22 protein-coding genes are annotated in these 23,826 nt (G+C 65.5%); 4 read left to right on the top strand and 18 right to left on the bottom strand.

Annotated elements, in window-relative coordinates:
* Positions 1-6 precede the first annotated feature (6 nt).
* The 11 genes from AC56LK_RS15235 to AC56LK_RS15185 form a co-directional block, all read right to left on the bottom strand.
* Complete coding sequence (locus AC56LK_RS15235; RefSeq protein WP_497185337.1) at positions 7-2,166, bottom strand: HDOD domain-containing protein; 2,160 nt, start codon at positions 2,164-2,166, stop codon at positions 7-9.
* Positions 2,167-2,436: 270 nt separating this feature from the next.
* Positions 2,437-3,726 (bottom strand): multidrug effflux MFS transporter, encoded by a 1,290-nt coding sequence (locus tag AC56LK_RS15230; RefSeq protein WP_497185336.1) that lies wholly within the window; start codon positions 3,724-3,726, stop codon positions 2,437-2,439.
* Positions 3,727-3,733: 7 nt separating this feature from the next.
* Entirely contained in the window at positions 3,734-4,939 is a 1,206-nt protein-coding gene (locus AC56LK_RS15225; protein WP_497185335.1) for a THUMP domain-containing class I SAM-dependent RNA methyltransferase, read from the bottom strand.
* Positions 4,940-5,020: 81 nt separating this feature from the next.
* Positions 5,021-5,434, bottom strand: a complete 414-nt coding sequence (locus tag AC56LK_RS15220; RefSeq protein ID WP_497185334.1) for a CopD family protein — start codon at positions 5,432-5,434, stop codon at positions 5,021-5,023.
* 18 nt (positions 5,435-5,452) lie between these two features.
* The gene (locus AC56LK_RS15215; protein ID WP_497185333.1) at positions 5,453-6,718 is read right to left on the bottom strand and encodes a glutamate-5-semialdehyde dehydrogenase; all 1,266 of its coding nucleotides are present in this window, start codon (positions 6,716-6,718) and stop codon (positions 5,453-5,455) included.
* 49 nt (positions 6,719-6,767) lie between these two features.
* Positions 6,768-7,781 (bottom strand): DNA polymerase III subunit delta, encoded by a 1,014-nt coding sequence (gene holA / locus AC56LK_RS15210; RefSeq protein WP_497185332.1) that lies wholly within the window; start codon positions 7,779-7,781, stop codon positions 6,768-6,770.
* 9 nt (positions 7,782-7,790) lie between these two features.
* Positions 7,791-8,297: an LPS-assembly lipoprotein LptE gene (locus AC56LK_RS15205; protein ID WP_497185331.1), complete on the bottom strand. Its 507-nt coding sequence runs from the start codon at positions 8,295-8,297 to the stop codon at positions 7,791-7,793.
* 3 nt (positions 8,298-8,300) lie between these two features.
* Entirely contained in the window at positions 8,301-10,943 is a 2,643-nt protein-coding gene (leuS, locus tag AC56LK_RS15200) for a leucine--tRNA ligase (protein WP_497185330.1), read from the bottom strand.
* Between the two features lie 115 nt (positions 10,944-11,058).
* Positions 11,059-11,385 (bottom strand): barstar family protein, encoded by a 327-nt coding sequence (locus tag AC56LK_RS15195; protein ID WP_497185329.1) that lies wholly within the window; start codon positions 11,383-11,385, stop codon positions 11,059-11,061.
* A gap of 2 nt (positions 11,386-11,387) precedes the next feature.
* The gene (dapB, locus tag AC56LK_RS15190) at positions 11,388-12,197 is read right to left on the bottom strand and encodes a 4-hydroxy-tetrahydrodipicolinate reductase (RefSeq protein WP_497185328.1); all 810 of its coding nucleotides are present in this window, start codon (positions 12,195-12,197) and stop codon (positions 11,388-11,390) included.
* On the bottom strand, positions 12,194-12,805 hold the full coding sequence (locus tag AC56LK_RS15185) for an outer membrane protein assembly factor BamE (protein WP_497185327.1): 612 nt from the start codon (positions 12,803-12,805) through the stop codon (positions 12,194-12,196). The genes dapB and AC56LK_RS15185 overlap by 4 nt, the downstream gene beginning before the upstream one ends.
* A 78-nt stretch (positions 12,806-12,883) precedes the next feature.
* Between AC56LK_RS15185 and fur the strand changes: the two genes are divergently transcribed.
* Positions 12,884-13,312 (top strand): ferric iron uptake transcriptional regulator, encoded by a 429-nt coding sequence (gene fur / locus AC56LK_RS15180; RefSeq protein WP_497185326.1) that lies wholly within the window; start codon positions 12,884-12,886, stop codon positions 13,310-13,312.
* A 1-nt stretch (position 13,313) separates the two neighbouring features.
* On the opposite strand, the gene hrcA is transcribed toward fur, so the two are convergent.
* Both hrcA and AC56LK_RS15170 read right to left on the bottom strand, forming a co-directional pair.
* Complete coding sequence (gene hrcA / locus AC56LK_RS15175) at positions 13,314-14,330, bottom strand: heat-inducible transcriptional repressor HrcA (RefSeq protein ID WP_497185325.1); 1,017 nt, start codon at positions 14,328-14,330, stop codon at positions 13,314-13,316.
* Between the two features lie 38 nt (positions 14,331-14,368).
* Entirely contained in the window at positions 14,369-15,079 is a 711-nt protein-coding gene (locus AC56LK_RS15170; RefSeq protein ID WP_497185324.1) for an HAD family hydrolase, read from the bottom strand.
* Positions 15,080-15,328: 249 nt separating this feature from the next.
* Between AC56LK_RS15170 and AC56LK_RS15165 the strand changes: the two genes are divergently transcribed.
* Both AC56LK_RS15165 and AC56LK_RS15160 read left to right on the top strand, forming a co-directional pair.
* Complete coding sequence (locus AC56LK_RS15165) at positions 15,329-15,919, top strand: hypothetical protein (RefSeq protein ID WP_497185323.1); 591 nt, start codon at positions 15,329-15,331, stop codon at positions 15,917-15,919.
* A 16-nt stretch (positions 15,920-15,935) separates the two neighbouring features.
* On the top strand, positions 15,936-16,580 hold the full coding sequence (locus tag AC56LK_RS15160; protein WP_497185322.1) for a hypothetical protein: 645 nt from the start codon (positions 15,936-15,938) through the stop codon (positions 16,578-16,580).
* Between the two features lie 157 nt (positions 16,581-16,737).
* On the opposite strand, the gene AC56LK_RS15155 is transcribed toward AC56LK_RS15160, so the two are convergent.
* The 5 genes from AC56LK_RS15155 to AC56LK_RS15135 all read right to left on the bottom strand — a co-directional run bounded on the left by AC56LK_RS15155 (position 16,738) and on the right by AC56LK_RS15135 (position 22,664).
* A complete protein-coding gene (locus tag AC56LK_RS15155; RefSeq protein ID WP_436103992.1) occupies positions 16,738-16,911 on the bottom strand; it encodes a hypothetical protein in 174 nt (57 codons plus the stop codon).
* Positions 16,912-17,097: 186 nt separating this feature from the next.
* The gene (rsmA, locus tag AC56LK_RS15150; RefSeq protein ID WP_497185321.1) at positions 17,098-17,865 is read right to left on the bottom strand and encodes a 16S rRNA (adenine(1518)-N(6)/adenine(1519)-N(6))-dimethyltransferase RsmA; all 768 of its coding nucleotides are present in this window, start codon (positions 17,863-17,865) and stop codon (positions 17,098-17,100) included.
* Positions 17,862-18,920, bottom strand: a complete 1,059-nt coding sequence (pdxA, locus tag AC56LK_RS15145) for a 4-hydroxythreonine-4-phosphate dehydrogenase PdxA (protein WP_497185445.1) — start codon at positions 18,918-18,920, stop codon at positions 17,862-17,864. Before pdxA ends, rsmA begins: the two co-directional genes overlap by 4 nt.
* A 9-nt stretch (positions 18,921-18,929) precedes the next feature.
* Positions 18,930-20,312, bottom strand: a complete 1,383-nt coding sequence (locus tag AC56LK_RS15140) for a peptidylprolyl isomerase (RefSeq protein ID WP_497185320.1) — start codon at positions 20,310-20,312, stop codon at positions 18,930-18,932.
* Between the two features lie 84 nt (positions 20,313-20,396).
* Entirely contained in the window at positions 20,397-22,664 is a 2,268-nt protein-coding gene (locus AC56LK_RS15135) for an LPS-assembly protein LptD (RefSeq protein WP_497185319.1), read from the bottom strand.
* Between the two features lie 96 nt (positions 22,665-22,760).
* Between AC56LK_RS15135 and AC56LK_RS15130 the strand changes: the two genes are divergently transcribed.
* A complete protein-coding gene (locus AC56LK_RS15130) occupies positions 22,761-23,819 on the top strand; it encodes an aminoglycoside phosphotransferase family protein (protein WP_497185318.1) in 1,059 nt (352 codons plus the stop codon).
* The last annotated feature ends 7 nt before the right edge of the window (positions 23,820-23,826 follow it).

Raw genomic sequence — 23,826 nt, 5'->3', positions numbered from 1 at the left:
ATGACTTTATGCAGAGCCCAGCGCGCGGGCCGGCAGCGCGACCGGAGTCGCGGCGGTGCCGGCGCCGGACCACGCCGGCAGGAGAATTTCGAATGCAGTGCCGCTGCGGCCGCTGCGGCAGGCGATGTGGCCGCCCAGCTTCTTGACCAGGCTGTGGACGATCGACAGGCCGAGGCCATGGTGGGCGCCGTCCTTGGTGCTCTTCACCGGCGAGAACAGATGGGTCAGCACCTCGCGCGACAGGCCGGGGCCGTTGTCGCTGACGACCAGTTCCAGGTACAGCTGGCGCTCGCGGTTCACGTGCCCGCGGTTGACGATCTCCACGCGGCCACCGGTCGTGCCAAGCGCCTCGATGGCGTTCTTCACCAGGTTCACCAGGATCTGCTTGAGCACGTCGGCGTCGCCCTCGATGCGGGTCGCTTCCTCGTGCATGGTGACGTTGATGTCGACCGTGGCAGGGACGAAGCCGGTGCTGCGGAACAGGCGCTGCACCTCGTCGACCACCTTGGCGACGTCGGTCGGACGCGGGCCGGTATCGACCGGCTTGAGGTCGGCCAGGCTGCTGACCAGCTGGCCGACGCGGTCGATCTCTTCGTTCAGGATCGACATCTCGCTGCTCACCGGTTCCTGGCGCGCCAGCTTGCTGTCGAGGACACTCAGGTAGTTCTTGATGATCGACAGCGGGTTGTTCACTTCGTGCACCACGCGGCGCGAGGCCTCGCGGTATTCCTCGGCCACGTGCGCGAGCTGGCGCCGTGCATGGCCGCGCTCGGACAGCATGTTTTCCAGCGCGGTGGCGGCCTGCGCCCCGAAGGATTGCATGAAGCGCTCGCGCCGCTGGCAGACCGGGACCTGCCAGCTGGCGATGCCGCCGATCAGGACGCCCAGGCAGCGCGCGCCGGCGACCAGCGGCACGCACACCAGGCTGTCTGTGCCGAGCATGCGCAGCAGCTGTTCCTCGGCCAGGCCGAGGGATTCGCCGTCGCTGCCGATGAAGGCGGGGCGGCGCTCCAGCGCGCTCTTGGCGATCGCGCCGCCCTTGGCCAGCGGCACGGCGAATTCGGCGATGCGCTGGCTGCCCTGGGTGGGCGCGCCGACCAGCGCGTGCCCGGTCGGGTTCTCGAGCAGGACCACGGCGCTGCCGAAGTCGAACAGGATGCGCGCCGAGCGCGTCATCGCTTCCAGCAGGCCGGATTCGCCCTGCTGGCGCGCGAAGCTCTGGCCCACTTCCGAGACCAGCACCATGTTGCGCACTTCCTCGGACAGGCGCTGCTGCACCGGGTCGAGCGCCGGCGGCGCATAGGCCGGCGGCGCCGGGATGTCGTCGGCGCCGGCCAGGTCGATGCCCAGGTGGGCGGCGGCCTTGTCGACCTGGCGCGCGGCGCCGTCGAGCAGCCTGCCGACCTGCTCGGCGTCGAGGCCGCACAGGGCGGCGGCGTCGCGCACGACCGGCTCGTCGCCCGCATGGCTGGACAGCACATGCGCCAGGCGCACGATGCGGATCAGGGGATGCGCCGATTCGATGCGGTCGCTGGCTTCGTGGTGGTACAGCACCGCGTCGGCCAGGAAGGAATCGAGCTGCCAGCGTTCGATCAGCCAGGCGCCGGCTTCGGCATGGGTGATCTGCAGGGTGCGCTGCTCGACGGCGCACAGGTCCTCGTCGTCGCGCGCGGTGAAGTTGAAGGCGTATTCCTTGGGCGCCGTGGCCAGCAGCGCGAGGCGGCCGACATTGTGCAGCAGGCCGGCCAGATAGGCCTCTTCCAGGTGCGGATAGTCGACCAGGCGCGCGATCTCCTTCGCGATCACGGCCGCGCTCAAGGAGTTCTTCCAGAAGGCGCGCAGGTCGGTGCTGCCCGAATGCGGGAAGTTGTTAAAGGTCTGGAACACCGAGTCGCTGATGACAAGGGTCTTGATCATGTCGGTGCCGAGCGCGACCAGCGACTGCTCGAGGTTGACGTTGCGGTGATGGCGCTGGTAGGCCGAGCTGTTGGCGACCGCCAGCAGCTTGCCGGTCATGCCGGCATCCTTCGAGATCAGGGCGGCCAGTTCCGGCATGCCGAGGTCGTCGGCCTGCAGGTGTTCGATGAGACGCACGAGGATCTGCGGCATGGCCGGCAGACGGGCAATCAGCAGGCGATTGCGAATATCCTGATCCGATGGTTGCATGGTCTCAAACGTGGCCGCTTGTGGGTTAGCTGAGGCAGCCCAGGACGGGTTGCCACACAGTCTTGCTCTTTCATCTACCAAACAGAACAATGTTTCGAGGTTTGTTCCGGGCACGAAAAACTTATCTTAGCATATAGACATTTCTGATCGGGAACAATACTTTCTATAAAAAGTGTTGTCTGGATGTCGCTCTAAAGCGAGAGGCGCAACCCGACACCCCCGAACAGGCGAAATAGTATTTCAATATGCATGCATATGTGTAATTTTATTTCAGGGCATCGGGTGCCCGTCGCGGATCTTCTGGCGCCGGTAGCGCCGTGCCGTGGCCCAGAAGCTCAGCGCCAGCAGCGCGAAGCCGGCCTGGCCGAGCGCCAGCGCCAGCACCGAGTGCGACAGCATCGGCGCGATCAGGCCGGCCACGATCGCGCCCATCAGCGTGGTGACGAAGGACTGGCAGGAAGCCACGGTGCCGCGGATGTGCGGGAACAGGTCGAGCGCCAGCAGGGTCGCACCCGGCGCGATGATCGAACTGCCGAAGGTGAAGAAGAACATGTGCGCCACGCTCCAGGGCAGCGCCGGCGGCAGGAAGCTGTGGTAGGCCACGTTGAAGGTGATCGCCCCCAGCATGAAGAAGAAGCCGACGCGGATCTGGCGCGCGAAGGTCAGCCTGCCCGCCATGCGGTTGGCCGCCAGCGCACCCAGGAAGATCCCGCTCACGGTGGGCACGAACAGCCAGGCGAACTGCGAGGGGCCCAGGCCCAGGTGCTCGGGCAGCAGCACCGGCGCCGCCGCGATGTACAGGAACAGGCCGGCGAAGTTCATCGCCACCACGCCCGCCTTCATGTGGAACAGGAAGGAGCTGAAGATGGCGCCATAGCTCTGGGCCAGGAAGCGCGGATTGAAAGGCTGGCGCTTCTCCATCGGCACGGTCTCGGGCAGGTGCTTCCACGAGAACCAGCCCAGCGCCACCGTGTATACGCACAGCGCCAGGAAGATCGCGCGCCAGTCGAAGAAGCTCACGATCCAGCCGCCCAGCACCGGCGCGATGGCCGGGGCGATCGAGAAGATCATGGTCACCATCGACAGCAGCCTTGCCGCCGCCGCGTCCGAATACAGGTCGCGGATGATGGCGCGTCCCACCACCACGCCCGCCCCCGCCGACACCCCCTGCATGATGCGGAACACCCACAGGTAGTGCACCGAACTCGCCGCCGCGCAGCCGAAGGTACCGATCGCGAACACGACCAGCGCGCACAGGATCACGTTGCGCCGGCCGAAGGCATCCGACAGCGCGCCATGCCACAGCACCATGCCGGCGAAGGCCAGCATGTAGGCGGTGAGCGTCTGCTGCACTTCCAGCGCCGAGGCATCCAGATCGGCGCGGATCTGCGGGAAGGCCGGCAGGTAGGCGTCGATCGAGAACGGCCCCAGCATCGACAGCGCGGCCAGCAGCGTGGCCAGGCCGCCGGCGGACAGCATCGCGATCCTGTGGGGTGCGGGCAGCGGAACCGGGGTGACCGGATCCTTGGGCAAGTCGTCGGGTTCGGTCGGCGGCAGCATGAAGGGTTTATTGCTCCTGCTTTGGTTTTGCTTCCTCGCGGCGATTGAAGCCGGCCACCATGTCGAAGCGGAACAGGCGGCATTCGAGCGCGCCGTTGAAGAACGGGGTCTTGCGCGATTCCTTCAGGCGCAGCAGCTTGGGCAGCTGCAGGTCGGCCGTGAACAGGAAGGCGGTCCAGCCGGCGAAGCGCTGCTTGAGCGTGGTGCCGAGCGCGGAATAGAAGGACACCGCCATTTCGTCCTGCGGCACGGTGGAGTCGCCGCGCACGCCGATCCGTTCGCCGTAGGGCGGGTTGGTCAGCAGGATGCCGGGCGCATCTAGCGGCGGCGACACGTGCTGGGCCTCGATCTGCTTGAGCGGGACCTCGAACAGGATGCCGGCGATCTTCAGGTTGTGGCGGGTCATCGCGACCATGTCGCCCGAGATGTCGGAGCCGAAGATGGTGGGCTCGCCCGGCAGCGGGTTCGGCTTGATCTCGGCCTTCATCGCCGCCCAGGCCTCGCGGTCGAAGTCGGCGAATTTCTCGAAGGCGAAGCGGCGGCGCGCGCCGGGTGGAATGCCCTGCACCATCTGGGCCGCTTCGACCAGGATGGTGCCGGAACCGCACATCGGATCGAACAGCGGCACGCCCGGCTTCCAGCCGGCCACGCGCAGCATGCCGGCGGCCAGGTTCTCGCGCAGCGGCGCGTCCCCGGTTTCTTCACGCCAGCCGCGCTTGAACAGCGCTTCGCCCGAGGTGTCGAGGTAGATGATGAAGTTGCGCTGGTCGAGGAAGCCGACGATGCGCATGTCCGGCTCGCGGGTGTCGACCGAAGGACGCTTGTTGAACTGGTCGCGGAAGCGGTCGCAGACGGCGTCCTTGATCTTCAGCGTGGTGAACTCGAGGCTCTTCAGCGGGGACTTCACCGCGGTGACGTCGACGCGGATGGTGTGGTTGACGCCGAACCAGTCTTCCCAGGGCTGCTCGAGCACCAGGTCGTAGATGTCGTTTTCGTTGTTGTAGCTGCGCTGGCCCATGCGCATCAGGACGCGCGAGGCGATGCGCGAGTGCAGGTTGATGCGGTAGGCATCCAGCATCGCGCCGGAGCAGTGCACGCCGCCCGGCACCTGGTTGTGCACCTTCATCGTGGTGCTTTGCTGGGCGATTTCGCCGAGTTCTTCGGCAAGTGCCGCTTCCATGCCGCGCGGGCATGGGCAAAAGTATGAGGCCATGAGGTGTACCCTTTGTCCGTTAAAAAGAATGAGTCAGGCGCCGCCGGTCCGCACCGGCGGCTTGAAAAAAGATGATGCTGTTCAGAAAGGCTTGACGACGACCAGGATCACGATCGCCAGCAACAGCAGCACCGGCACTTCATTGAAGTAGCGATACCACTTATGGCTGCGCACATTCGCCCCGCGCTCGAACTTCTTGAGCAGCGATCCGCAGGCATGATGGTAGCCGATCACCAGCAGCACGAGCGCGAGCTTCGCGTGCAGCCAGCCGCCCTGGATCCCGTAGCCCAGCCACAGCCAGAGGCCCAGCAGCAGCGCCGGCAGCGCCAGGATGGTGGTGAAGCGATACAGCCGGCGCCCCATGCCCAGCAGGCGCTCGAGCGCGGCCGGGTTGGTTTCCTGGGCCAGGTTGACGAAGATGCGCGGCAGGTAGAACAGTCCGGCGAACCAGGACGCGATGAAGACGATGTGCAGGGCCTTGATCCAGAGGTACATGCGGTTCCTTGTTCTTGTTTAGCTGCGCACTTCGCCGTGCCCGAACACGACGTACTTCAGCGAGGTCAATCCTTCCAGTCCGACCGGCCCGCGTGCGTGCAGCTTGTCGTTCGAGATGCCGATCTCCGCGCCCAGCCCGTACTCGAAGCCGTCGGCGAAACGCGTCGACGCGTTCACCATCACCGAGGCGGAATCCACCTCGCGCAGGAAACGCAGCGCGGCGCTGTAGTCTTCGGTGATGATGGACTCCGTGTGCTTGGACGACCAGGTGTTGATGTGGTCGATCGCCCCGTCCAGCCCTTCCACCACGCGGATCGCGAGGATCGGCGCCAGGTATTCGGTGCTCCAGTCCTGTTCCGTCGCATGCGCGAGGTATGGATAGCCGGCCAGGATCGCATGCGCTTCGGCATCGGCGCGCAGCTCGACCTCCTTGGTCTTGTACAGCTCCGCCAGCTGCGGCAGCACGGTCGGCGCGATCGCACGGGCCACCAGCAGCGTTTCCATGGTGTTGCAGGTGCCGTAGCGGTGGCACTTGGCGTTAAAGGCCACCGGCAGCGCCTTGGCGATGTCGGCCTTGTCGTCGATATACACGTGGCAGATGCCGTCCAGGTGCTTGATCATCGGGACGGTCGACTCTTCCATCAGGCGTGCGATCAAGCCCTTGCCGCCGCGCGGGACGATCACGTCCACGTACTGCGGCATCGTGATCAGGGCGCCGACGGCGGCGCGGTCGGTGGTGTCGACCACCTGCACCGCATCCAGCGGCAGGCCGGCGCCCTGCAGGCCTTCGCTCACCAGCTTGGCCAGCGCGCGGTTGCAGTGGATGGCTTCCGAACCGCCGCGCAGGATGGCAGCGTTGCCGCTCTTGATGCACAGGCCGGCCGCGTCCACCGTCACGTTCGGACGGGCTTCATAGATGATGCCGATCACGCCCAGCGGCACCCGCATCTGGCCGACCTGGATGCCGCTCGGGCGCGACTTCATGTTGGTGATCTCGCCGACCGGATCCGGCAGGGTGACGATCTGGCGCAGTCCCTCGACCATGGTCTTGATGGCGCTGTCGGACAGCGCCAGGCGGTCGAGCAGTGCCGCTTCCAGGCCGCCGGCACGGGCAGCCTCCATATCCTGCTGGTTGGCGGCGCGCAGCAGGTCGGCATCGCGCTCGATGGCCTCGGCGATCAGGAGCAGTGCGCGGTTGCGGGTGGCGCCGTCGGCGCGCGCCATCGCACGCGAGGCGGCACGGGCCTTGCGGCCCATGGAGTGCATGTGTTCGGTGATGTCCATCGTCGTTCCTGACCTTGTTTGTTATGGGACGCAGCCGGAACGCAGTCGCTTATCGTGCGACCCGCAGCGCCAGCTGCAGCATGGCGTCCCAGGCATCGCCCGCGAAGGCTTTCGCACGCAGGCCCTTGACCATGCGGTCGACCTGCGCCGCTTCCTGCAGGGCCGCTTCCAGCGTCGCCAGCGACACGCGCCGCAGCGCCGGCTCCATCATGCGTTCGCGCGGACCCCAGATGCGGTATTCCTTCAGCAGCGCGCCCAGCGGACGGCCCTGCGCCATCCCGGATTTCAATTTTAGCAGCGTGCGGATTTCTTCACTGACGGCCCACAAAACCAGCGGCAGGGCCTCGCCCTCGCCTTTCAGGCCGTCGAGCATGCGCGCCAGGCGCGCCGGGTCGCCGGCAAGCATGGCTTCGGACAGCTTGAACACGTCGTAGCGCGCCACGTTGAGCACGGCGTCGTGCACCTGCTCGAACGTCAGCTTGCCCGGTTCGTAGAGCAGGCCGAGCTTCTGGATCTCCTGGTGCGCCGCCAGCAGGTTGCCCTCGACGCGGTCGGCGATGAAGTCCAGGCTCTGGCGCTCGGCGCTCTGCCCCTGCGCGGAGAGACGCATGCCGATCCAGCCCGGCAATGCGGGGCGCTCCACGTTCGGGATCTCGATGTAGACCGCCGCCTGCTGCAGCGCCGCCACCCACGAGGCCTTGGCGGTCTGCCAGTCCAGCTTGGGCAGGGTGATCAGGGTCAGGTTGTCGGGACCGAGGTCCTTGGCATAGGCCTGCAGGGCGGCGCTGCCGTCCTTGCCCGGCTTGCCGCTCGGGATGCGCAGCTCGATCAGCTTCTTGTCGCCGAACAGGGACATGGCCTGGTTCGACGCCAGCAGCTCGCCCCACTTGAAGTTGCGCTCGACCGTGAGCACGTCGCGCTCGGTATACCCCCGGGCGCGCGCGGTCGCGCGGAGTCGGTCGGCCGCTTCCAGCGCGAGCAGGTGCTCGTCGCTGGTAATCACGTACAAGGGCGCGAGGCCCTTGGCCAGGTGGCCCTCGAGGGCCTCAGGCCGCAGTTGCATGGCTCGGGTTCAAATCGGTTTGATGGCGGCCAGGCGGCGCATGATCTGCTGCACCAGGTCGGCCTGCATGTCGCGGTAGAGGAGCTGCTCTTCCGATTCCTTGGCCAGCACCTGCGATTCGTCGAAGGCGATGTTGCGGCGCAGGGTGATCTCGGTCGGCCCCAGCAGTTCCTTGTTGTTGGCGTCGCGCACGCGGAACACCAGGGTGTAGCTCAGCGAGTACTCGCGCACCCGGCCCAGGCTGTTCAGCGACAGGATGGCCTTGCCGCGCGACTCGGACAGCACGTCGAACAGGGCCTGCGCCTTCGACGCGTCGTCCTCGATGCGCACGTTGTCGCCCGCGCGCAGGTTGCGCTTGAGCTCGGTGCCCAGCGGCGAAGTCTCGGGGAAGGCCAGGTAAATGCTCTGGAAGGGCATGTTGAACTGGTCGCCCGAGCCGCGCAGCTTGAAGCCGCAACCCGCGAGAGTTGCGGCCACCAGGACCGCAGCGAAGATGCGCACCACGATGGTCGTCATCGCTTACACCACGATGTTGACGAGTTTACCGGGGACGACGATGACCTTCTTCGGCGTGCCTTCGATGAACTTCTGCACCGATTCCTCGGCCAGCGCGGCGGCTTCGATGCTCGCCTTGTCGGCGTCCTTGGCCACCTTCACCGAACCGCGCAGCTTGCCGTTCACCTGGATCATCAGTTCGATCTCGGACTGCTCCAGCGCGGCCGGGTCGACTTCCGGCCACTGCACGTTGAGGATGTCGCCGTAGACGGCGGCATAGCCCAGGTCCTGCCACAGCGCGTGGGTGATGTGCGGCGCCACCGGGTTCAGCAGGCGCAGGAAGATCGAGAAGCCTTCGGCGATCACGGCGTCGGACGCCACGCCCTCGGCCAGCTTGGCCGACTCGAGGGTATTCAGCATCTTCATGCAGGCCGAGACCACCGTGTTGTACTGGATGCGCTTCAGGTCGTAGTCGGCCTGCTGCAGCACCTTGTGCACTTCGCGGCGCAGGGTTTTCTGGGCGTCGTCCAGCGCGCCTTGCTGCTGGCCCTTGAGTGCCGAGGCAATACGCTCGCGCTGCGCATAGCCATAGGCCCAGACGCGGCGCAGGAAGCGGCTCGCGCCTTCGACGCCGCTATTCGACCACTCCAGGGTCTGCTCCGGCGGCGAGGCGAACATGGTGAACAGGCGCGCGGTATCCGCGCCGTACTGTTCGATCTGGGCCTGCGGGTCGATGCCGTTGTTCTTCGACTTCGACATCTTCTCGGTGCCGCCGATCTGGACCGGCTGGCCGTCCGATTTCAGCACCGCGCTCTGCGGGCGGCCCTTGTCGTCGAAGGTCAGCTCGACGTCGGCCGGGTTGAACCAGGTCTTCTTGCCGGACGCGTCCTCGCGGTAGTAGGTCTCGTTCAGCACCATGCCCTGGGTCAGCAGGTTGACGAAGGGCTCGTCGAACTTCAGCAGGCCGAAGTCGCGCATCACCTTGGTCCAGAAGCGCGCGTACAGCAGGTGCATGACGGCGTGCTCGATGCCGCCGATGTACTGGTCCATCGGCATCCAGTAGTCGTTGCGTTCGTCGACCATCTTGTCGTTCGAACCCGGCGAGGTATAGCGCATGTAGTACCAGGACGAGTCGATGAAAGTATCCATCGTGTCGGTCTCGCGGCGCGCCGGCTTGCCGCACTTCGGGCAGTCGCACTTCAGGAAGGCTTCATCCTTGTTGAGCGGGTTGCCGGTGCCGTCCGGGACCAGGTGCTCGGGCAGCACGACCGGCAGGTCCTGCTCGGGCACCGGCACCGCGCCGCAGTCGCCGCAGTGGATCATCGGGATCGGGGTGCCCCAGTAGCGCTGGCGCGAGATGCCCCAGTCGCGCAGGCGGAAGGTGACCTTCTTGTCGCCCAGGCCTTGCGCGGCCAGGTCGCCCGCCACCGCATTGACGGCGGCGATGTAATCGAGGCCGTCGTACTTGCCCGAATTGATGGTCTTGCCCAGCTCCTTGTCGCCATACCACTCCTGCCAGGCGCCAAGGGAGAATTCCTGGCCTTCGACGGCCACCACCTGCTTGATCGGCAGATCGTACTTCTTGGCGAAGCCGAAGTCGCGCTCGTCGTGGGCCGGCACGCCCATCACGGCGCCGTCGCCGTAGGTCATCAGGACGTAGTTGCCGACCCAGACCGGGACTTGTTCGGCGGTGACCGGGTGGGTCACGGACAGGCCGGTCGGCATGCCCTTCTTTTCCATCGTCGCCATGTCGGCTTCGATCACGGAGCCCAGCTTGCACTCGGCGATAAAGGCCTGCAGTTCCGGGTTGTTCTTTGCGGCGTGCTGGGCCAGCGGGTGCTCGGCCGCCACGGCGCAGAAGGTGACGCCCATGATGGTGTCGGCGCGGGTGGTGAAGACGTATAATTTTCCGTCGTTGATCGGTGCACCGGCTTCGTCCATGATCACGTGCGGGAAGGCGAAGCGCACACCGGTCGACTTGCCGATCCAATTGGCCTGCATGATGCGCACCCGCTCCGGCCAGCCCGGCAGCTTGTTGTCCACGTAGTCCAGCAGCTCGTCCGCGTACTCGGTGATGCGCACGTAGTACATCGGGATCTCGCGCTTCTCGATCAGCGCGCCCGAACGCCAGCCGCGGCCGTCCACCACCTGCTCGTTCGCCAGCACGGTCTGGTCCACCGGGTCCCAGTTCACGGTGCCGGTCTTCTGGTAGATGATGCCCTTCTCGAGCATCTTGAGGAACATCCACTGGTTCCACTTGTAGTATTCCGGCTTGCAGGCGGTCATCTCGCGCGACCAGTCGATGGCCAGGCCCATCGACTCCATCTGCCCGCGCATGTGGGCGATGTTCGAATAAGTCCACTCGGCCGGCGGCACGTTGTTCGCCATCGCCGCGTTCTCGGCCGGCATGCCGAAGGCGTCCCAGCCCATCGGCATCAGCACGTTGTAGCCGTTCATCCGCAGGTAGCGGTACATCACGTCATTGATCGTATAGTTGCGCACGTGACCCATGTGCAGCTTGCCCGACGGGTAAGGCAGCATCGAGCAGGCGTAATACTTGCCTTTTGGGAAACGCGGGTCGTGTTCGACGGCCTTATAGGCGTCGATCGACTTCCAGTAGGCCTGGGCGGCCTGTTCTACTTCGGCTGGACTATATTTTTCTTGCATGGTTTCTGCAGACGTAATGGAGGGGTGGAACCGGACATTATACTGCAATGCAAAAATGAAAAACCGCCATGCCTGCCGTGGCAGGGATGGCGGTCGGGGATGGCGCCGGCCGGCTTTAACGGAGCACCAATTCCAGCGCCGGCTTCTCGCCGTAGTCCTCGTAACGCTCGTTGATGCCGCCGATGCAGAACGCGATCTCTTCCAGCAGATCGGGCACGGCCGCCTTCATCTTGTCGGCATCCGCCACGACGATTTCCAGCACCTCGTTCGGCTTGAGGCGGAACTTGGTCATGTTCTCTTCGTCGCGCAGGTAGCTCATGCAGTCGACCCAGGCGTCGATGCTGTCGGCATACGACGCGGGAAAGCCGAACGCGCGCCGGCTTTCGACGTGGAAGGAGGCCTCGTCGACGATGGCGGCGCCGTTCAGTTCTGCGACTGCCATGATCAGCCCTTCAGGCCCAGCACGTCGTGCATGTCGAACAGGCCGTTCGGCTTGCCCGCCAGGAAACGTGCAGCGCGCAGGGCGCCGTGGGCGTAGGTGACGCGGCTGCTCGACTTGTGGCTGATCTCGATGCGTTCGCCGGTACCGAGGAACATCACGGTGTGGTCGCCCACGACGTCGCCGCCGCGCACGGTGGCGAAGCCGATGGTGGACGGGTCGCGCTCGCCGGTCACGCCTTCGCGGCCGTAGACGGCGCATTCCTTCAGGTCGCGGCCCAGCGCGTCGGCGATCACTTCGCCCATCTTCAGCGCGGTGCCGCTCGGCGCGTCCACCTTGTGGCGGTGGTGCGCTTCGACGATCTCGATGTCGTAGCCTTCGCTGAAGCTCCTGGCCGCCATTTCGAGCAGCTTGAGGGTGACGTTCACGCCCACGCTCATGTTCGGGGCGAACACGATGCCGATCTTCTCGCCGGCGGCGCGGATCGCGGCCTTGCCGGCTTCGTCGAAACCGGTGGTGCCGATCACCAGCTGCACATTGTTGGCCACGCAGTATTCCAGGTGCTGCAGCGTGCCTTCCGGACGGGTGAAGTCGATCAGGACGTCGGCGTCCTTCAGGCCGGCCGCCAGGTCGGACTGGATGACCACGCCGGTCAGCTGGCCGGAGAAGGCGCCGGCATCCATGCCGATCGACGGCGAGCCGGCCAGGCCCAGTGCGCCGGCCAGCACGGCGTCCGGCGCGGCTTGAATGGCGTCGACCAGCATGCGGCCCATGCGGCCGTCGGCGCCGGCGACGGCGATTTTCAATGCGCTCATGGTTGGATCACCGGGGCGCCGCCGACCTTGGCCGGTTCGACCGGGCGCGATTCCGGCTTGGCCTTGTTGCTCAACTTGGCCGGGCCGGCGATGCGGTCGATGTATTCGCGCTCGGTCGGCAGGTTGCCGCCTTCGAAGCGCTCGACTTTGTCGTCCTTGAAGAACACGGTGACGCGGCTGGTGGTCAGCTCGCCGTTGCCGCGCGCGAGGTAGAACGGGAAGTCCCAACGGTCTTCGTGGAACACGTCGCTCAGCAGCGGGGAACCGAGGATGAAGCGTACCTGCTCGCGCGACTGGCCGACCTTCAGCTGGGCCAGCATCTCCTGCGAGACGAAGTTACCCTGCTGGATGTCGGGGCGGTAGGGCGAGAAGATCCAGAAGAACTTCTGCAGCTTGGTGGCCTGGACGGTCTGGGCGCCGGCATTGGCGGCGGCGGCCGACTTCTGTGCGTCGGCGGAGACTGCCGCCGGGTCCGTGCTCACCGGCGGCGCGGGACGCGTCTGGTTGCGCCAGGCGGCGCAGCCGGACAGCATCAGCGTGCATGCGAGGCCGGCCGCGAGGGCTGCCCGGCTTGAGAATCGGTGGAGAACGGCTTGTTTGACGCGCATAGGTAACCTCAAAACGTTTGAGCGGGAGCTCCAAAACGCTATATCATAAAGCACTCCGCCAAACTACGAGCAACAAACATGAGTAACAACCCTAGCGACCTGAAGGCCAGCGGCCTGAAGGCAACTTTGCCACGACTGAAAATCCTGGAAATCTTCCAGAACAGCTCCGTTCGGCACCTGACGGCGGAAGATGTCTACAAAATCCTCCTGGCCGACAACATGGACGTCGGCCTGGCCACCGTCTACCGCGTGCTGACCCAGTTCGAGCAGGCCGGCCTGCTGAACCGCAACCACTTCGAGACCGGCAAGGCCATCTACGAGCTGAACGCCGGCTCGCACCACGACCACCTCGTCTGCCTCGACTGCGGCCACGTGGAAGAGTTCTACGACGAAGAGATCGAATCGCGCCAGCACAAGATCGCCGTGGAGCGCGGCTTCAAGATTGCCGAGCACTCGCTGGCGATTTACGGGAATTGCGTGAAGGTGGGCTGCCCGCGCAAGGGCTGACTCAGGACTGGCTCAGGGCATTCGACAGCAGCTTCGCCGTAATGTCCACGATCGGGATCACGCGCTCGTAGGCCATGCGCGTCGGCCCGATCACCCCCAGGGTGCCGACGATGCGCCCATTCACCTCGTAGGGCGCGGTCACCACGCTCATCTCGTCCATCGGCACCAGCTTCGACTCGCCGCCGATGAAGATCTGCACACCACCCGCCTTGCTCGACACGTCGAGCAGCTGCATCAGGCCGGTCTTCTGCTCGAACATCTCGAACATCTGGCGCAGCGAGCTCATGTTGGACGACAAGTCCGACACCGACAGCAGGTTGCGTTCGCCCGCGATCACCATGTCGTCGCCCTCGGCCATCGCCTCGCTGCCCGCCTCCACCGCCACCTGCATCAGGCGGCCCATGTCGTCGCGCAGCTGGCGCAGCTCGCCGCCCAGGCGCTTGCGCACCTCGTCGAAGGTGAGGCCGGCGTAGTTCTGGTTCAGGTAATTGGCCGACTGGATCAGCTGCCCCGGCGTGTAGTCGACGTCGGTCAGCAGCAGCCGGTTCTGCACGTCGCCGCGCGGGTCGACGATCACCAGCAGGATGCGCTTCTCGGACAAACGGAGGAATTCGATCTGCTGGAACACCGATTCGCGCCGCGGGCTTTGCACCACCCCGGCGAAGGTCGACAGCGAGGACAGCATCTGGGCCGCGTTGGCGATGATCTTCTGCGGATGCTGGCTCGGCAGGCGCATGTTCTGGGCGCCCACCGCGTGCTCGTCGATGTGCTGCACGGTGAGCAGGGTGTCGACGAACAGGCGGTAGCCGCGCGGGGTGGGAATCCGGCCGGCCGATGTGTGCGGGCTGGAGACGTAGCCCATCTCCTCGAGATCGGCCATGATGTTGCGGATCGTGGCCGGCGACAGGTCGAGGCCGGAGATCTTCGACAGCGCGCGCGATCCGACGGGCTGGCCGTCGGCGATGTAGCGCTCGACGAGGGCTTTGAGCAGGGTCTGGGCGCGGGGTTCGAGTTGCATGCTCATATTATGCACGCGATGGCGGACGCGGCGCCAGTTCAGTCGTGCTCGCGCTTGAGCCAGTCCAGCAATCCGTCCAGGCTGTGGACCTCGGCGTCGGGCTTGACCTCGTCCGGCAGGTAGTTCACCTGGCCGGTCCGGTTCATCCACACCGCGCGCAGCCCGGCGCGCTGGGCGCCATAGACGTCGAGCCGCAGGTCGTCGCCCACGTAGACCGCCTCCTGGGGCGCCACGTCCAGCATCCGGCAGGCCTCCAGGAAGATCTTTACGTCCGGCTTGGCGACGCCGAAGCTGGGCGCGGCCACCGAGGCGTCGAAATGGCGTGCCAGGCCGATCGTCTGCAAGTCGGCATTGCCGTTGGTGACGGAGCCGATCTTTACCCTGCCCTTCAGGCGCAGCAGGCCGGGCAGCACGTCGTCATAGGGGATCACCGCATTGCGCGCCGCGAAGAATTCGGCCATGGCCTGCTCCACCTTGCCGGCATCCTCGCCGGCCTGCTCGAAGGCGGCGATCAGGCCGGCCCGGCGCAGGGCGCCCAGGTCGAGCTGGAATTCGGGCTGGCGCGCCAGCAGTTCGAGCCGGGCCTGGCGCAGGGTCTCGATCGTGTACTGCTGCGCCACCCGCGGCGCATGCGCGCGCAGCCAGGCGAACAGGATCTGCTCGGCCTCCAGGATCACCGGGGCGATCGGCCACAGGGTGTCGTCGAGGTCGAACAATACTGCTTTGGGCCAGGGGCGGCGCTGCGTCATGAGGTGCTTGCTTGGGAGATGGGTCGCTGGTCCAAGCATAGCGAGCACGCCCGTAGAAAGCAATCGGTCCCGGTTCCGAATACTAAATACCGACGGTTACACCGTGATACAAAGGCAAACCGTCCAGCTGCTTGCCAAATGCACTAAAATGTTGGGCGATAAATGTTGGGCGATGAGCGTCCAACTGCGTGTCCGCTGATCACTTGCACACGCTTTGCACGTTCACCAGTCAGATTTTTTGGAGAAATTATGAAGAGTTCGTACCTGCGTGCCGGGGCTGCACTGGCATGCGCGCTGGCGCTGTCCGCGTGCGGCGGCAGCGATGGCGACCTGTATGTCGGCGGCACCTTCACCGGCGTGACCAAGACCGGCCTGGTCGTGCAGAACAACGGCGGCGCCGACCTGGCCATCAATCCGACCAACAACGGCGTCGGCGAGTTCTATTTCCCGGAGCTGGTGGAAACCGATTCCAGCTACAACGTCACGATCAAGAGCTTCCCGAGCAACGCGGCGACTTGCGAAGCGACGGCCAACAAGGGCAAGGTGGCATTCAGCATCAATACCATCCGCATCCAGTGCACCATCCGCCAGCACGAGCTCAAGGGCACGGTGTCCGGCCTGGTCGGCAACAACCTGGTGCTGGTCAACGGCGCGGACCGCGTCCCGGTTCCCGCGGGCGCCACTTCCTTCACCATGGCCAAGGTCAACGAAGATGCGCCCTACGGCGTCGCCATCCTGACCCAGCCCGACAACCAGACCTGCACGGTCGCCAACGGCGCCGGCACGGTGGGCGCGAACGACATCACCAACGTGGCGGTCACCTGCGGTCCCCGCACTTAAACCTGGAGCAACCTTCATGACGTTTTCCCTGATCCGTCCGGCAAGCATGCTGGCAATGGCAGTGGCCCTGGCATCCTGCGGTGGCGGCGGCGACGATGACTACACCGTGGGCGGCAGCGTCGACGGCGTGGTCTACCCGGGCATGGTGCTGAGCAATAACGGCAGCAGCATCAACGTGGCCCCGCCCGCCAAGGCCGGCGACCCGGTCACTTTCAGCTTCCCGAACAAGCTCGAGTACGGCGACACCTACAATGTGACGGTGAGCTCGCCGCCGCAACACCAGAACTGCCGCGTCCACCAGTTCTTCCCGCTGAGCAATGCCGATACGGCCGGCCGCCTGGCCTCGATCAATGCGCGCTTCGAGTGCTTCATCAATGAATTCCGGATCGGCGGCAAGGTCACCGGGCTGACCAAGGACAATACCGGCCTGGTACTGGCCAACGGCAGCACCACCGGCTCGACAATCATCATTCCAGCCGACACCAACACAACGGGCGCCGCCTTCGACTACTTCATGGCGGTCTCGGTCCCGTACAACCAGACCTATGGCGTCACCATCGTCACCCAGCCGAAGGGCCGCGTCTGCACGGTCCAGAACCCGACCGGCACCATGGGCGACGCCGACGTCACCAACATCAACATCAATTGCGTTCCGACTTGAGATATTCGCAAAAATTATGTCGATTATGCGAAAGGGAAATTGGACTTATATGCTGTAACGCAGCATACTAACTCCTGTCTCCTCCAACTCTCCTCAGAAAAGAATTGGATTTCAGCCCGCCTCAACAGCGGGCTTTTTTTTCGCCCGCGTATCCGGATCAGGCCGGACGCTTGGCCGTCACCTTCACCACGGCGACCTGGGCGTCGCCGACCGAAACCTGGGCGTTGTAGGCCTCGGCGGCGCGGCTGTTGGCGGCCTGGGCGAAGCTGCTGGCGCCGGCGAGGACCAGGGCGGCGATGAAGATGGCTTCCATGTGCTTGAGGGTGTTCATTGTCGTGCTCCTTCGGTTGGCTGGTTTCGCCGCTTGGCAATCGCTTTGCGGCTGTCGATGGAAGCACTTTAGCCAATGGCCCCCGCAGGCTCCAGCGAGCTGCGACGGACTGCAGGAATGGGCGGATGAAGGGACGAAATGGAGGATGCGCCGCGATTGTGCGGCGCAATGTAGAGCAGTTGTGGCTTACAGCAGATTGGCCAGGGCGACGTACTGCTCCAGCCCCACCGCCTCCGGCCGCGCCCCCGGATCGATCCCCGCCTCGACCAGCTGCGCCTCGGTGAACATCCCCGCCACGCAGTTGCGGATCACCTTGCGGCGCTGCGAGAAGGCCTTGGCCACCACCTTTTCCAGCGTGGCGCCATCGACGTCGAGCTTCTGGCGCTTGGGGATCATGCGCACGATGGCCGAATCGACCTGCGGCGGCGGGTCGAAGGCGGTCGGCGGGACGATGAACAGCAGGTCCATGTCGTAGCGCCATTGCAGCATCACCGACAGGCGGCTGTAGGCCTTGGTGCCCGGCTCGGCCACCATGCGCTCGACCACCTCCTTCTGCAGCATGAAGTGCTGGTCCTCGATCAGGGGCGCGAATTCGGCCAGGTGGAACAGCAGCGGGCTCGAGATGTTGTACGGCAGGTTGCCGACCACGCGCAGCTTCTGCCCTTCCGGTACCGGAATCGCTCCGAAATCGAATTTCAGCGCATCGCCCGAGTGCACGGTGAGCTTCTCGCGCGGGTAGGCCTTTTCCAGGCGCGCCACCAGGTCGCGGTCGAGTTCCACCACGTGCATGTGGTCGAGCGACTTGAGCAGCAGCGCCGTCATGGCGGCCAGGCCGGGGCCGATCTCGACCATCGTCTCGCCGCGGGACGGCCCGATGGCGTCGATGATGTTGTCCAGGACGAGTTTGTCGGTCAGGAAGTTCTGGCCGAAGCGCTTGCGTGCGACGTGTTTCATGTTGACTTTCTTGTTGTTGATGCCATCTGCATGGCGGCGCGGATCGCCTCTTCCATGCTGCCGCAATCGGCCAGGCCCAGTCCCCGGGCCGCGAGGTCGAGCGCGGTGCCGTGGTCGACCGAGGTGCGCACGATCGGCAGGCCGAGCGTGACGTTGATGCCGCGCCCGAAGGTGGCGTGCTTCAGCACCGGCAGGCCCTGGTCGTGGTACATCGCCAGCACGCAGTCGGCATCCTGCAGGTACTTCGGCTGGAACAGGGTGTCGGCCGGATAGGGGCCGCGCGCGTCGATGCCGCGCGCCCTGGCCTCCTCCAGCACCGGCGTGATGACCTCGATCTCCTCGCGCCCCAGGTAGCCGTTCTCGCCCGCGTGCGGGTTCAGGCCGGCGACCAGGATGCGCGGCGCGGCGATGCCGAATTTCGCTTTTAAGTCGGCGTCGATGATGTCGATCACCTGCGCCAGGTTCTCGCGGCTCAAGGCGGCCGGGACGTCCCTGAGCGGCAGATGGGTAGTGGCCAGCGCGACGCGTAGATAGGCTTGATCGCCGCCCGGCTGCCCCCCGGATGGCCGGCCCGCCAGCATCATCACCACCTTCGGGGTATTGGTCTTCTCGGCCAGGTATTCGGTATGGCCCGAAAAGGCCACGCCGGCGTCGTTGATCGTGCTTTTCTGGAGCGGCGCGGTGACGATGCCGTCGAACCAGCCGCATTGGGCGCCCTCGATTGCCAGGTCCAGGGTGGCCAGCACGGCGCGCCCGTTCTCGGCGTTCAGCAGGCCCGGCACCACGTGCGCGGCGAGCGGCACGTCGACCACGGCCAGCCGGTCCTTGCCGAACTGCGGCAAGCCGCCGTGTCGGAGGGCCTGGATCGACAGCGCCGACAAACGGATGGAGGGATCGATCAGGCTGGCGGTGAGCGCCAGGAAGGCGGCGTCGCCGACCAACACGCAGTTGGCGGATTCGCGCAGCGCCCAGGCCGCGCGGATCGATATTTCGGGACCGATGCCGGCCGGCTCGCCGACCGTGACCGCGAGGGTTGGCCGACGGCTTGCCTGCATGGTCATGGATTACTGCTCCTCGCGGAACTCGACGTAGGCGCGGTCGCGCACCTGGCGCATCCAGTCTTCCAGCCCTTCCTGCATCTTGCGCTCGCGCAGGACCTGGCGTGCCGCATTGCGTTCCTTCTGCGCGCTCTGGTCTTCGGACTTGCGCTCGGTGACGCGCAGGATGTGGAAGCCGAACGAGGACTCGATGACGTCCGAGATCTCGCCCGGTTTCAGGGTGCTCAGGGCCTGGTCGAATTCCGGACCGGCATCGCCCGGTTCCAGCCAGCCCAGGTCGCCGCCCTTGGCCGCGCTGCCCGGTTCCTGGCTGTTCTGGCGTGCCAGGTCTTCGAAGGTGGCGGTCTTGTTGACGACCTTCTCCTTCAGTTCGAGCAGCTTCTTCTTGACCTCGGCCGCGGTCATGGTCGGCGTCGGCTTCATGAGGATATGGCTGACGCGGGTCTGCTGGACCACGCTCGGCTCGTTCGCGGCGGCTTCGGCCAGGCTGCGCTTGTCGGCCACGCGCAGGATGTGGAAGCCGTTGTTGGTCTTGATGATCGGGGTGACCTGGCCCGGTTTCAGCTTGCGCAGTTCGGTCGCGAAGATCGGCGGCAGGCGGTCCGGGTCGCGCCAGCCGATCTCGCCGCCCTTCAGGGCGTCGGGTGCGTCGGAATAGGTCGCAGCCATCTTGCTGAATTCGGCGCCGGTGCGCAGCTGGCGCGCCACTTCTTCGGCGCGCGCGCGGCGTGCGGCGATCTGCTCGGGCGAGGCGTTCTCGGGCACCGCCACCAGGATCTGCGCCAGGTTCAGCTCGACGCGCTCGCTTGCTGCGGCCTTGGAAGCGGCGAGGTAGGTGTCGATCTCGGCTTCCGAGACCTGGATCTTGGAATCGACCTCATGCTCGCGCAGCTGCTGCATCATGATTTCGTTGCGGATGTCTTCGCGGAACTGGCCATAGGCCAAGCCCTCTTTTTCCATCTGGTTGCGCAGCTCCTGCACCGACATCTTCTGGTTCTCGGCGATGCGGCCGATGGTGGCGTCGAGCCGGCGGTCGTCGACGCGCACGCCCATTTCCTTGGCCAGCTGCAGCTGGGCACGCTCGACGATCATCGACTCGACCACCTGGCGCTCCAGGGTGGCCTGGTCCGGCAGCTGCACGTTGCGCGCCTTCAGGTTCTGCACGGTCTGGGCCACGCGGTTGCGCACTTCGTTTTTCGTGATCACTTCGTCATTGACCACGACGTGGATCGAATCGATCACCTTGGCGCTGCTGGAAGCCGGCGGCAGGAAGCCGCTGCCTGGCTTGGTAGCCGGCGCGGCAGCTTGGGCCATGACCTGGCCCGCGGTCAGCGCACACAGCAGGGCCGTGGCGAGCTTCAGTTGGTGCATACGGGTGGAACGCGTCATCTGGAAAGCACTCATTCAGGGTGAATAATCATTCAATTGCCAACCGCGCAGTCTACACGCCGGCGGTTAAGGCGTCCTTAAAAATCAGGGCCGCCCCACATTGGAATTCAACTGCGTATAGCCCGGAACGCTCTTGTTGAACGTCTCGAGCGGGTTGCCCGACCCCAGGCGCGACAGCCCATTGAGCTCGAGCTGGAAGAAGATCGGCGTCGAGGTGGTCTGGGCGGCGGTCACGAAGCGCTGGACGCCGGCGCGGAACACCCAGCAGTCGGCCTTGTACTCGAGACCCACGAGGCTCTCGAGCAGCTTGCCCTTGCCCGGCGTCGCATTTCCCACGGTGTAGGAGCGCAGCGCATAGCTCACGCGGCCGACGCCGTACCAGCGCGACGACAGGGGCCACTGGCCCGACAGGTCGACGTTGCGGAAGCTGCCGCGCTGGTAACGGTATTCGGCGTTCAGGACCTTCATCGCGGCCGGCCGCCACTGCGTGCTCAGGTTCGAGCTGTACAGGTTGCTGCCGGTGGCGTCGTATTGTACGCCGCTATCGAAGCTCCAGGTCTCGGAAATGCGGCCCGAGGCCGCCAGCAGCACGTCCGAGCGGCTCTGGTGCAGCGCTTCGCCCGGCAGGCGCACGCGCGGCTCCCTGAAGTACATGCGCTGGCCGAAGGCCAGGCGCAGGCGCTCGGCGCCGTCCGGCTGGATGAAGCGCGACACCAGGGCGGCGGTCAGCTGGTTGGCGTCGGACACGCGGTCCAGGCCGACGTAGCGGTTCTCGCTGAACAGCTGGGCGTAGTTGAAACCGGCGCGGCCGGTGTCGAATACCGGGAACAGGTCCTGGTTCTTGTACGGCGTGTAGACGTAGAACAGGCGCGGTTCCAGGGTCTGGGTCATGGCGCTCTTGAACAGCGTGGTGTCGCGCTCGAACACTAGGCCGCTGTCGAGCGAGACGGTGTTCAGGCTGCGCGACAGCTTGCTCGGGCCGGTGTAGCCGTTGGCGCGGTCCAGGTCGTACTTGCTGTGGTGGCTGATGACTTTCGGCGTGATGAACCAGCCCGGGCGCACGATCGGGTAGCTGAGCTGGGCCACGGCCACGGCGCGGTTGCCGCGCAGGAGGTCCGGGTGCCAGAAGCTGACCGCCTCGGCGTCCACCGCCCAGTCGAAGCCCTTGACGTCGTAGCGGCCGGCGTGGAAGTTAATCTGCGGCATGCGGTCGTAGGGGCGCGGCACCGTCAGGCTCGGGTTGTTGGCCGCGGCCGGGTCCTGCAGCACCTGGTAGTTCTGGGCGCGCGCGCTCAGGTTCCAGTACTGGCCGACGAAGTCGGTGCGCACTTCGCGCAGCAGCTGGCGCTCGGCGCTGGCGGCCACGGTGCGCGAAAAGTCGCTCGGGTATTCGTCGTCGGAAGCCGCATGCAGGTTCCAGCCATAGGACCAGCCCGGGCCGAGTGCCTGGGTGTGGACCGAATCGACGCGCCAGCGGTCCTCGCCGGTCTCGCGGTCCTTGCGCAGGCCCTCGACGTGGGTTTCGCCGTTGTAGGCGCCGAGCCCGGTGACGCCGAGGTAGCGCCCGGTGGCGCCGAGCTGCAGGCCGCGGTCGAACATCATGCGCGGGTACAGCGTCAGGTCGCGGTTGGGCGCGATGTTGAAGTAATACGGCACCATGATCTCGGCCTTGCCCTTGGAGCCGAAGCCCACGGTGGGCGCCAGCCAGCCGGAGCGGCGCGCGCCCGACAGCGAGAACGACAGGGCCGGGGTGCCGATGATCGGCACGTCCTTGAAATAGATGACGGTCTTGCCGGCCAGGCCGACGTCGCGGCCGCTGTCCAGGCGCAGCGTGCTCGATTTCAGGTACCAGTCCGGATCGGGGCCTTCGCAGGTGCTGTAGGTGCCGTCGCGCACCAGCGCCACGTCTTCGCCGAGGAAGTCGATGCGCGAGGCATTGCCCTGGGCGTTATTCAGCTGCAAACGGTATTCGGGGCGCAGCACGTAGCCCTTGCCGGTCTCCAGGTTCAGCTGCAGCTCGTCGCCCTTGTAGCGGTCGCCGAAGCGCCACATGTTGACGTTGCCGACGGCGGTAACCTGGTCTTCGACGCGCAGGTAGCAGGCGCTGTCGGCGGTCAGGCGGGTCTGGCCACGTGTCAGTTCGACATTGCGCTCGAGGTTCAGCTGGCGGTCGGGACGGCCGCTGATGTCCTCGGCGTGGATCGTGATCGGCAGGTCCTGCTCATCCGGGTGTGGCGCCGGTACTACGTTCTGTGCATGCAGGGGCAAGGACATGCCGGCCGCTGCGCTAGCCAGTACATACAATGCGAGCGCCTGGCGCGGGGGAAATGGGTGGGCCGAAAACCAGCTCATGGAGAATCTGCGTGCGCCATAAAGGGCGGTATTTTTGGGATGAATCCCTTATTATATGGGAATAATTTCGATCAACCCGTTTCACCAGGCCGCTTCATGTCTTCTTTGTATCAAAATTCCTCCACTTCCGGCAGCCAGGACGCGCGCCTGCAGCAGCTGACCGAATGGCTGGCATCGACCGGCCTGGTGGAAGTGGAAACCGGCCGCCCGGCATCCGCGGATGCCAGTTTCCGACGCTATTTCCGTTACGACGTTGTGCCAGCGATGCGCGAGAAGCTGGGCGCCACCCTGGTCGCCATGGATGCGCCGCCCGAGCGCGAGAACGTGCCGGCCTTCATCCACGTGCAGGGCCTCCTGATGGACGCCGGCGTCACGGTGCCGGCGATCGTCGAGCGCAAGGTGGAGAGCGGCTTCCTGCTGCTGTCCGACCTCGGCGTGACCACCTATCTGCAGCGCCTCGATTCGGACAATGCCGCCTTCATGTATTCGGATGCGGTCGACGCCCTACTCAAGTTCCAGCTCGCCAGCCAGCCCGGCAAGCTGCCGGAATTCGACCGCGCCTTCGTGCTGCGCGAGATGAACCTGTTCCCGGAGTGGTTCATCAACCGCCACCTGGGTGTGACGCTCGACGACAAGCAGCAGGCGACGCTGGACAAGGTGTTCGAAGCGATCACCGCCAACGTGCTGGCCCAGCAGCAGGTCTACATGCACCGCGACTTCCATTCGCGTAACCTGATGTGGCTCGAACAGGGCAACCCGGGCGTGCTCGATTTCCAGGATGCGGTCTACGGCCCGGTCACCTACGACCTCGGCTCGCTGCTGCGCGACGCCTACATCCAGTGGGACGAAGAGATCGTGCTGGACTGGGTGGTGCGCTACTGGCAGAGCGCCAAGCAGGTGGGCCTGCCGGTGAATCCGGACATCGACGCCTTCTACCGCGACTTCGAGTTCATGGCCCTGCAGCGCCACCTGAAGATCCTCGGGATCTTCTGCCGCCTGAACTACCGCGACAGCAAGCCGAATTACATGGGCGACCTGCCGACGGTGATGGAGTACGTGCGCCGCACCGCCAACCGCTACACCGAACTGAAACCGCTGCTCCGCCTCCTCGACGCGCTCGAGGACAAGGCGCCGGCGGTCGGCTACACCTTCTGACGGAACC

Source organism: Telluria sp. ZB4P36, assembly GCF_059685865.1.
The sequence above is the reverse complement of the archived record's forward strand: the minus strand, read 5'-3'. Positions and strand labels throughout refer to the sequence as shown.

Bases quoted from the DNA above. Each gene is read 5' to 3' on its own strand.
- AC56LK_RS15235 (WP_497185337.1), bottom strand. From the start codon at position 2,166: ATGCAACCATCGGATCAGGATATTCGCAATCGCCTGCTGATTGCCCGT.
- holA (WP_497185332.1), bottom strand. From the start codon at position 7,781: ATGCAACTGCGGCCTGAGGCCCTCGAGGGCCACCTGGCCAAGGGCCTC.
- rsmA (WP_497185321.1), bottom strand. From the start codon at position 17,865: ATGAAACACGTCGCACGCAAGCGCTTCGGCCAGAACTTCCTGACCGAC.
- AC56LK_RS15195 (WP_497185329.1), bottom strand. From the start codon at position 11,385: ATGGCAGTCGCAGAACTGAACGGCGCCGCCATCGTCGACGAGGCCTCC.
- AC56LK_RS15220 (WP_497185334.1), bottom strand. From the start codon at position 5,434: ATGTACCTCTGGATCAAGGCCCTGCACATCGTCTTCATCGCGTCCTGG.
- AC56LK_RS15160 (WP_497185322.1), top strand. From the start codon at position 15,936: ATGACGTTTTCCCTGATCCGTCCGGCAAGCATGCTGGCAATGGCAGTG.
- AC56LK_RS15130 (WP_497185318.1), top strand. From the start codon at position 22,761: ATGTCTTCTTTGTATCAAAATTCCTCCACTTCCGGCAGCCAGGACGCG.
- pdxA (WP_497185445.1), bottom strand. From the start codon at position 18,920: ATGCAGGCAAGCCGTCGGCCAACCCTCGCGGTCACGGTCGGCGAGCCG.
- AC56LK_RS15230 (WP_497185336.1), bottom strand. From the start codon at position 3,726: ATGCTGCCGCCGACCGAACCCGACGACTTGCCCAAGGATCCGGTCACC.
- AC56LK_RS15155 (WP_436103992.1), bottom strand. From the start codon at position 16,911: ATGAACACCCTCAAGCACATGGAAGCCATCTTCATCGCCGCCCTGGTC.
- AC56LK_RS15185 (WP_497185327.1), bottom strand. From the start codon at position 12,805: ATGCGCGTCAAACAAGCCGTTCTCCACCGATTCTCAAGCCGGGCAGCC.
- AC56LK_RS15135 (WP_497185319.1), bottom strand. From the start codon at position 22,664: ATGAGCTGGTTTTCGGCCCACCCATTTCCCCCGCGCCAGGCGCTCGCA.
- AC56LK_RS15205 (WP_497185331.1), bottom strand. From the start codon at position 8,297: ATGACGACCATCGTGGTGCGCATCTTCGCTGCGGTCCTGGTGGCCGCA.
- AC56LK_RS15215 (WP_497185333.1), bottom strand. From the start codon at position 6,718: ATGGACATCACCGAACACATGCACTCCATGGGCCGCAAGGCCCGTGCC.
- AC56LK_RS15165 (WP_497185323.1), top strand. From the start codon at position 15,329: ATGAAGAGTTCGTACCTGCGTGCCGGGGCTGCACTGGCATGCGCGCTG.
- hrcA (WP_497185325.1), bottom strand. From the start codon at position 14,330: ATGCAACTCGAACCCCGCGCCCAGACCCTGCTCAAAGCCCTCGTCGAG.
- AC56LK_RS15225 (WP_497185335.1), bottom strand. From the start codon at position 4,939: ATGGCCTCATACTTTTGCCCATGCCCGCGCGGCATGGAAGCGGCACTT.
- dapB (WP_497185328.1), bottom strand. From the start codon at position 12,197: ATGAGCGCATTGAAAATCGCCGTCGCCGGCGCCGACGGCCGCATGGGC.
- leuS (WP_497185330.1), bottom strand. From the start codon at position 10,943: ATGCAAGAAAAATATAGTCCAGCCGAAGTAGAACAGGCCGCCCAGGCC.
- AC56LK_RS15170 (WP_497185324.1), bottom strand. From the start codon at position 15,079: ATGACGCAGCGCCGCCCCTGGCCCAAAGCAGTATTGTTCGACCTCGAC.
- fur (WP_497185326.1), top strand. From the start codon at position 12,884: ATGAGTAACAACCCTAGCGACCTGAAGGCCAGCGGCCTGAAGGCAACT.
- AC56LK_RS15140 (WP_497185320.1), bottom strand. From the start codon at position 20,312: ATGACGCGTTCCACCCGTATGCACCAACTGAAGCTCGCCACGGCCCTG.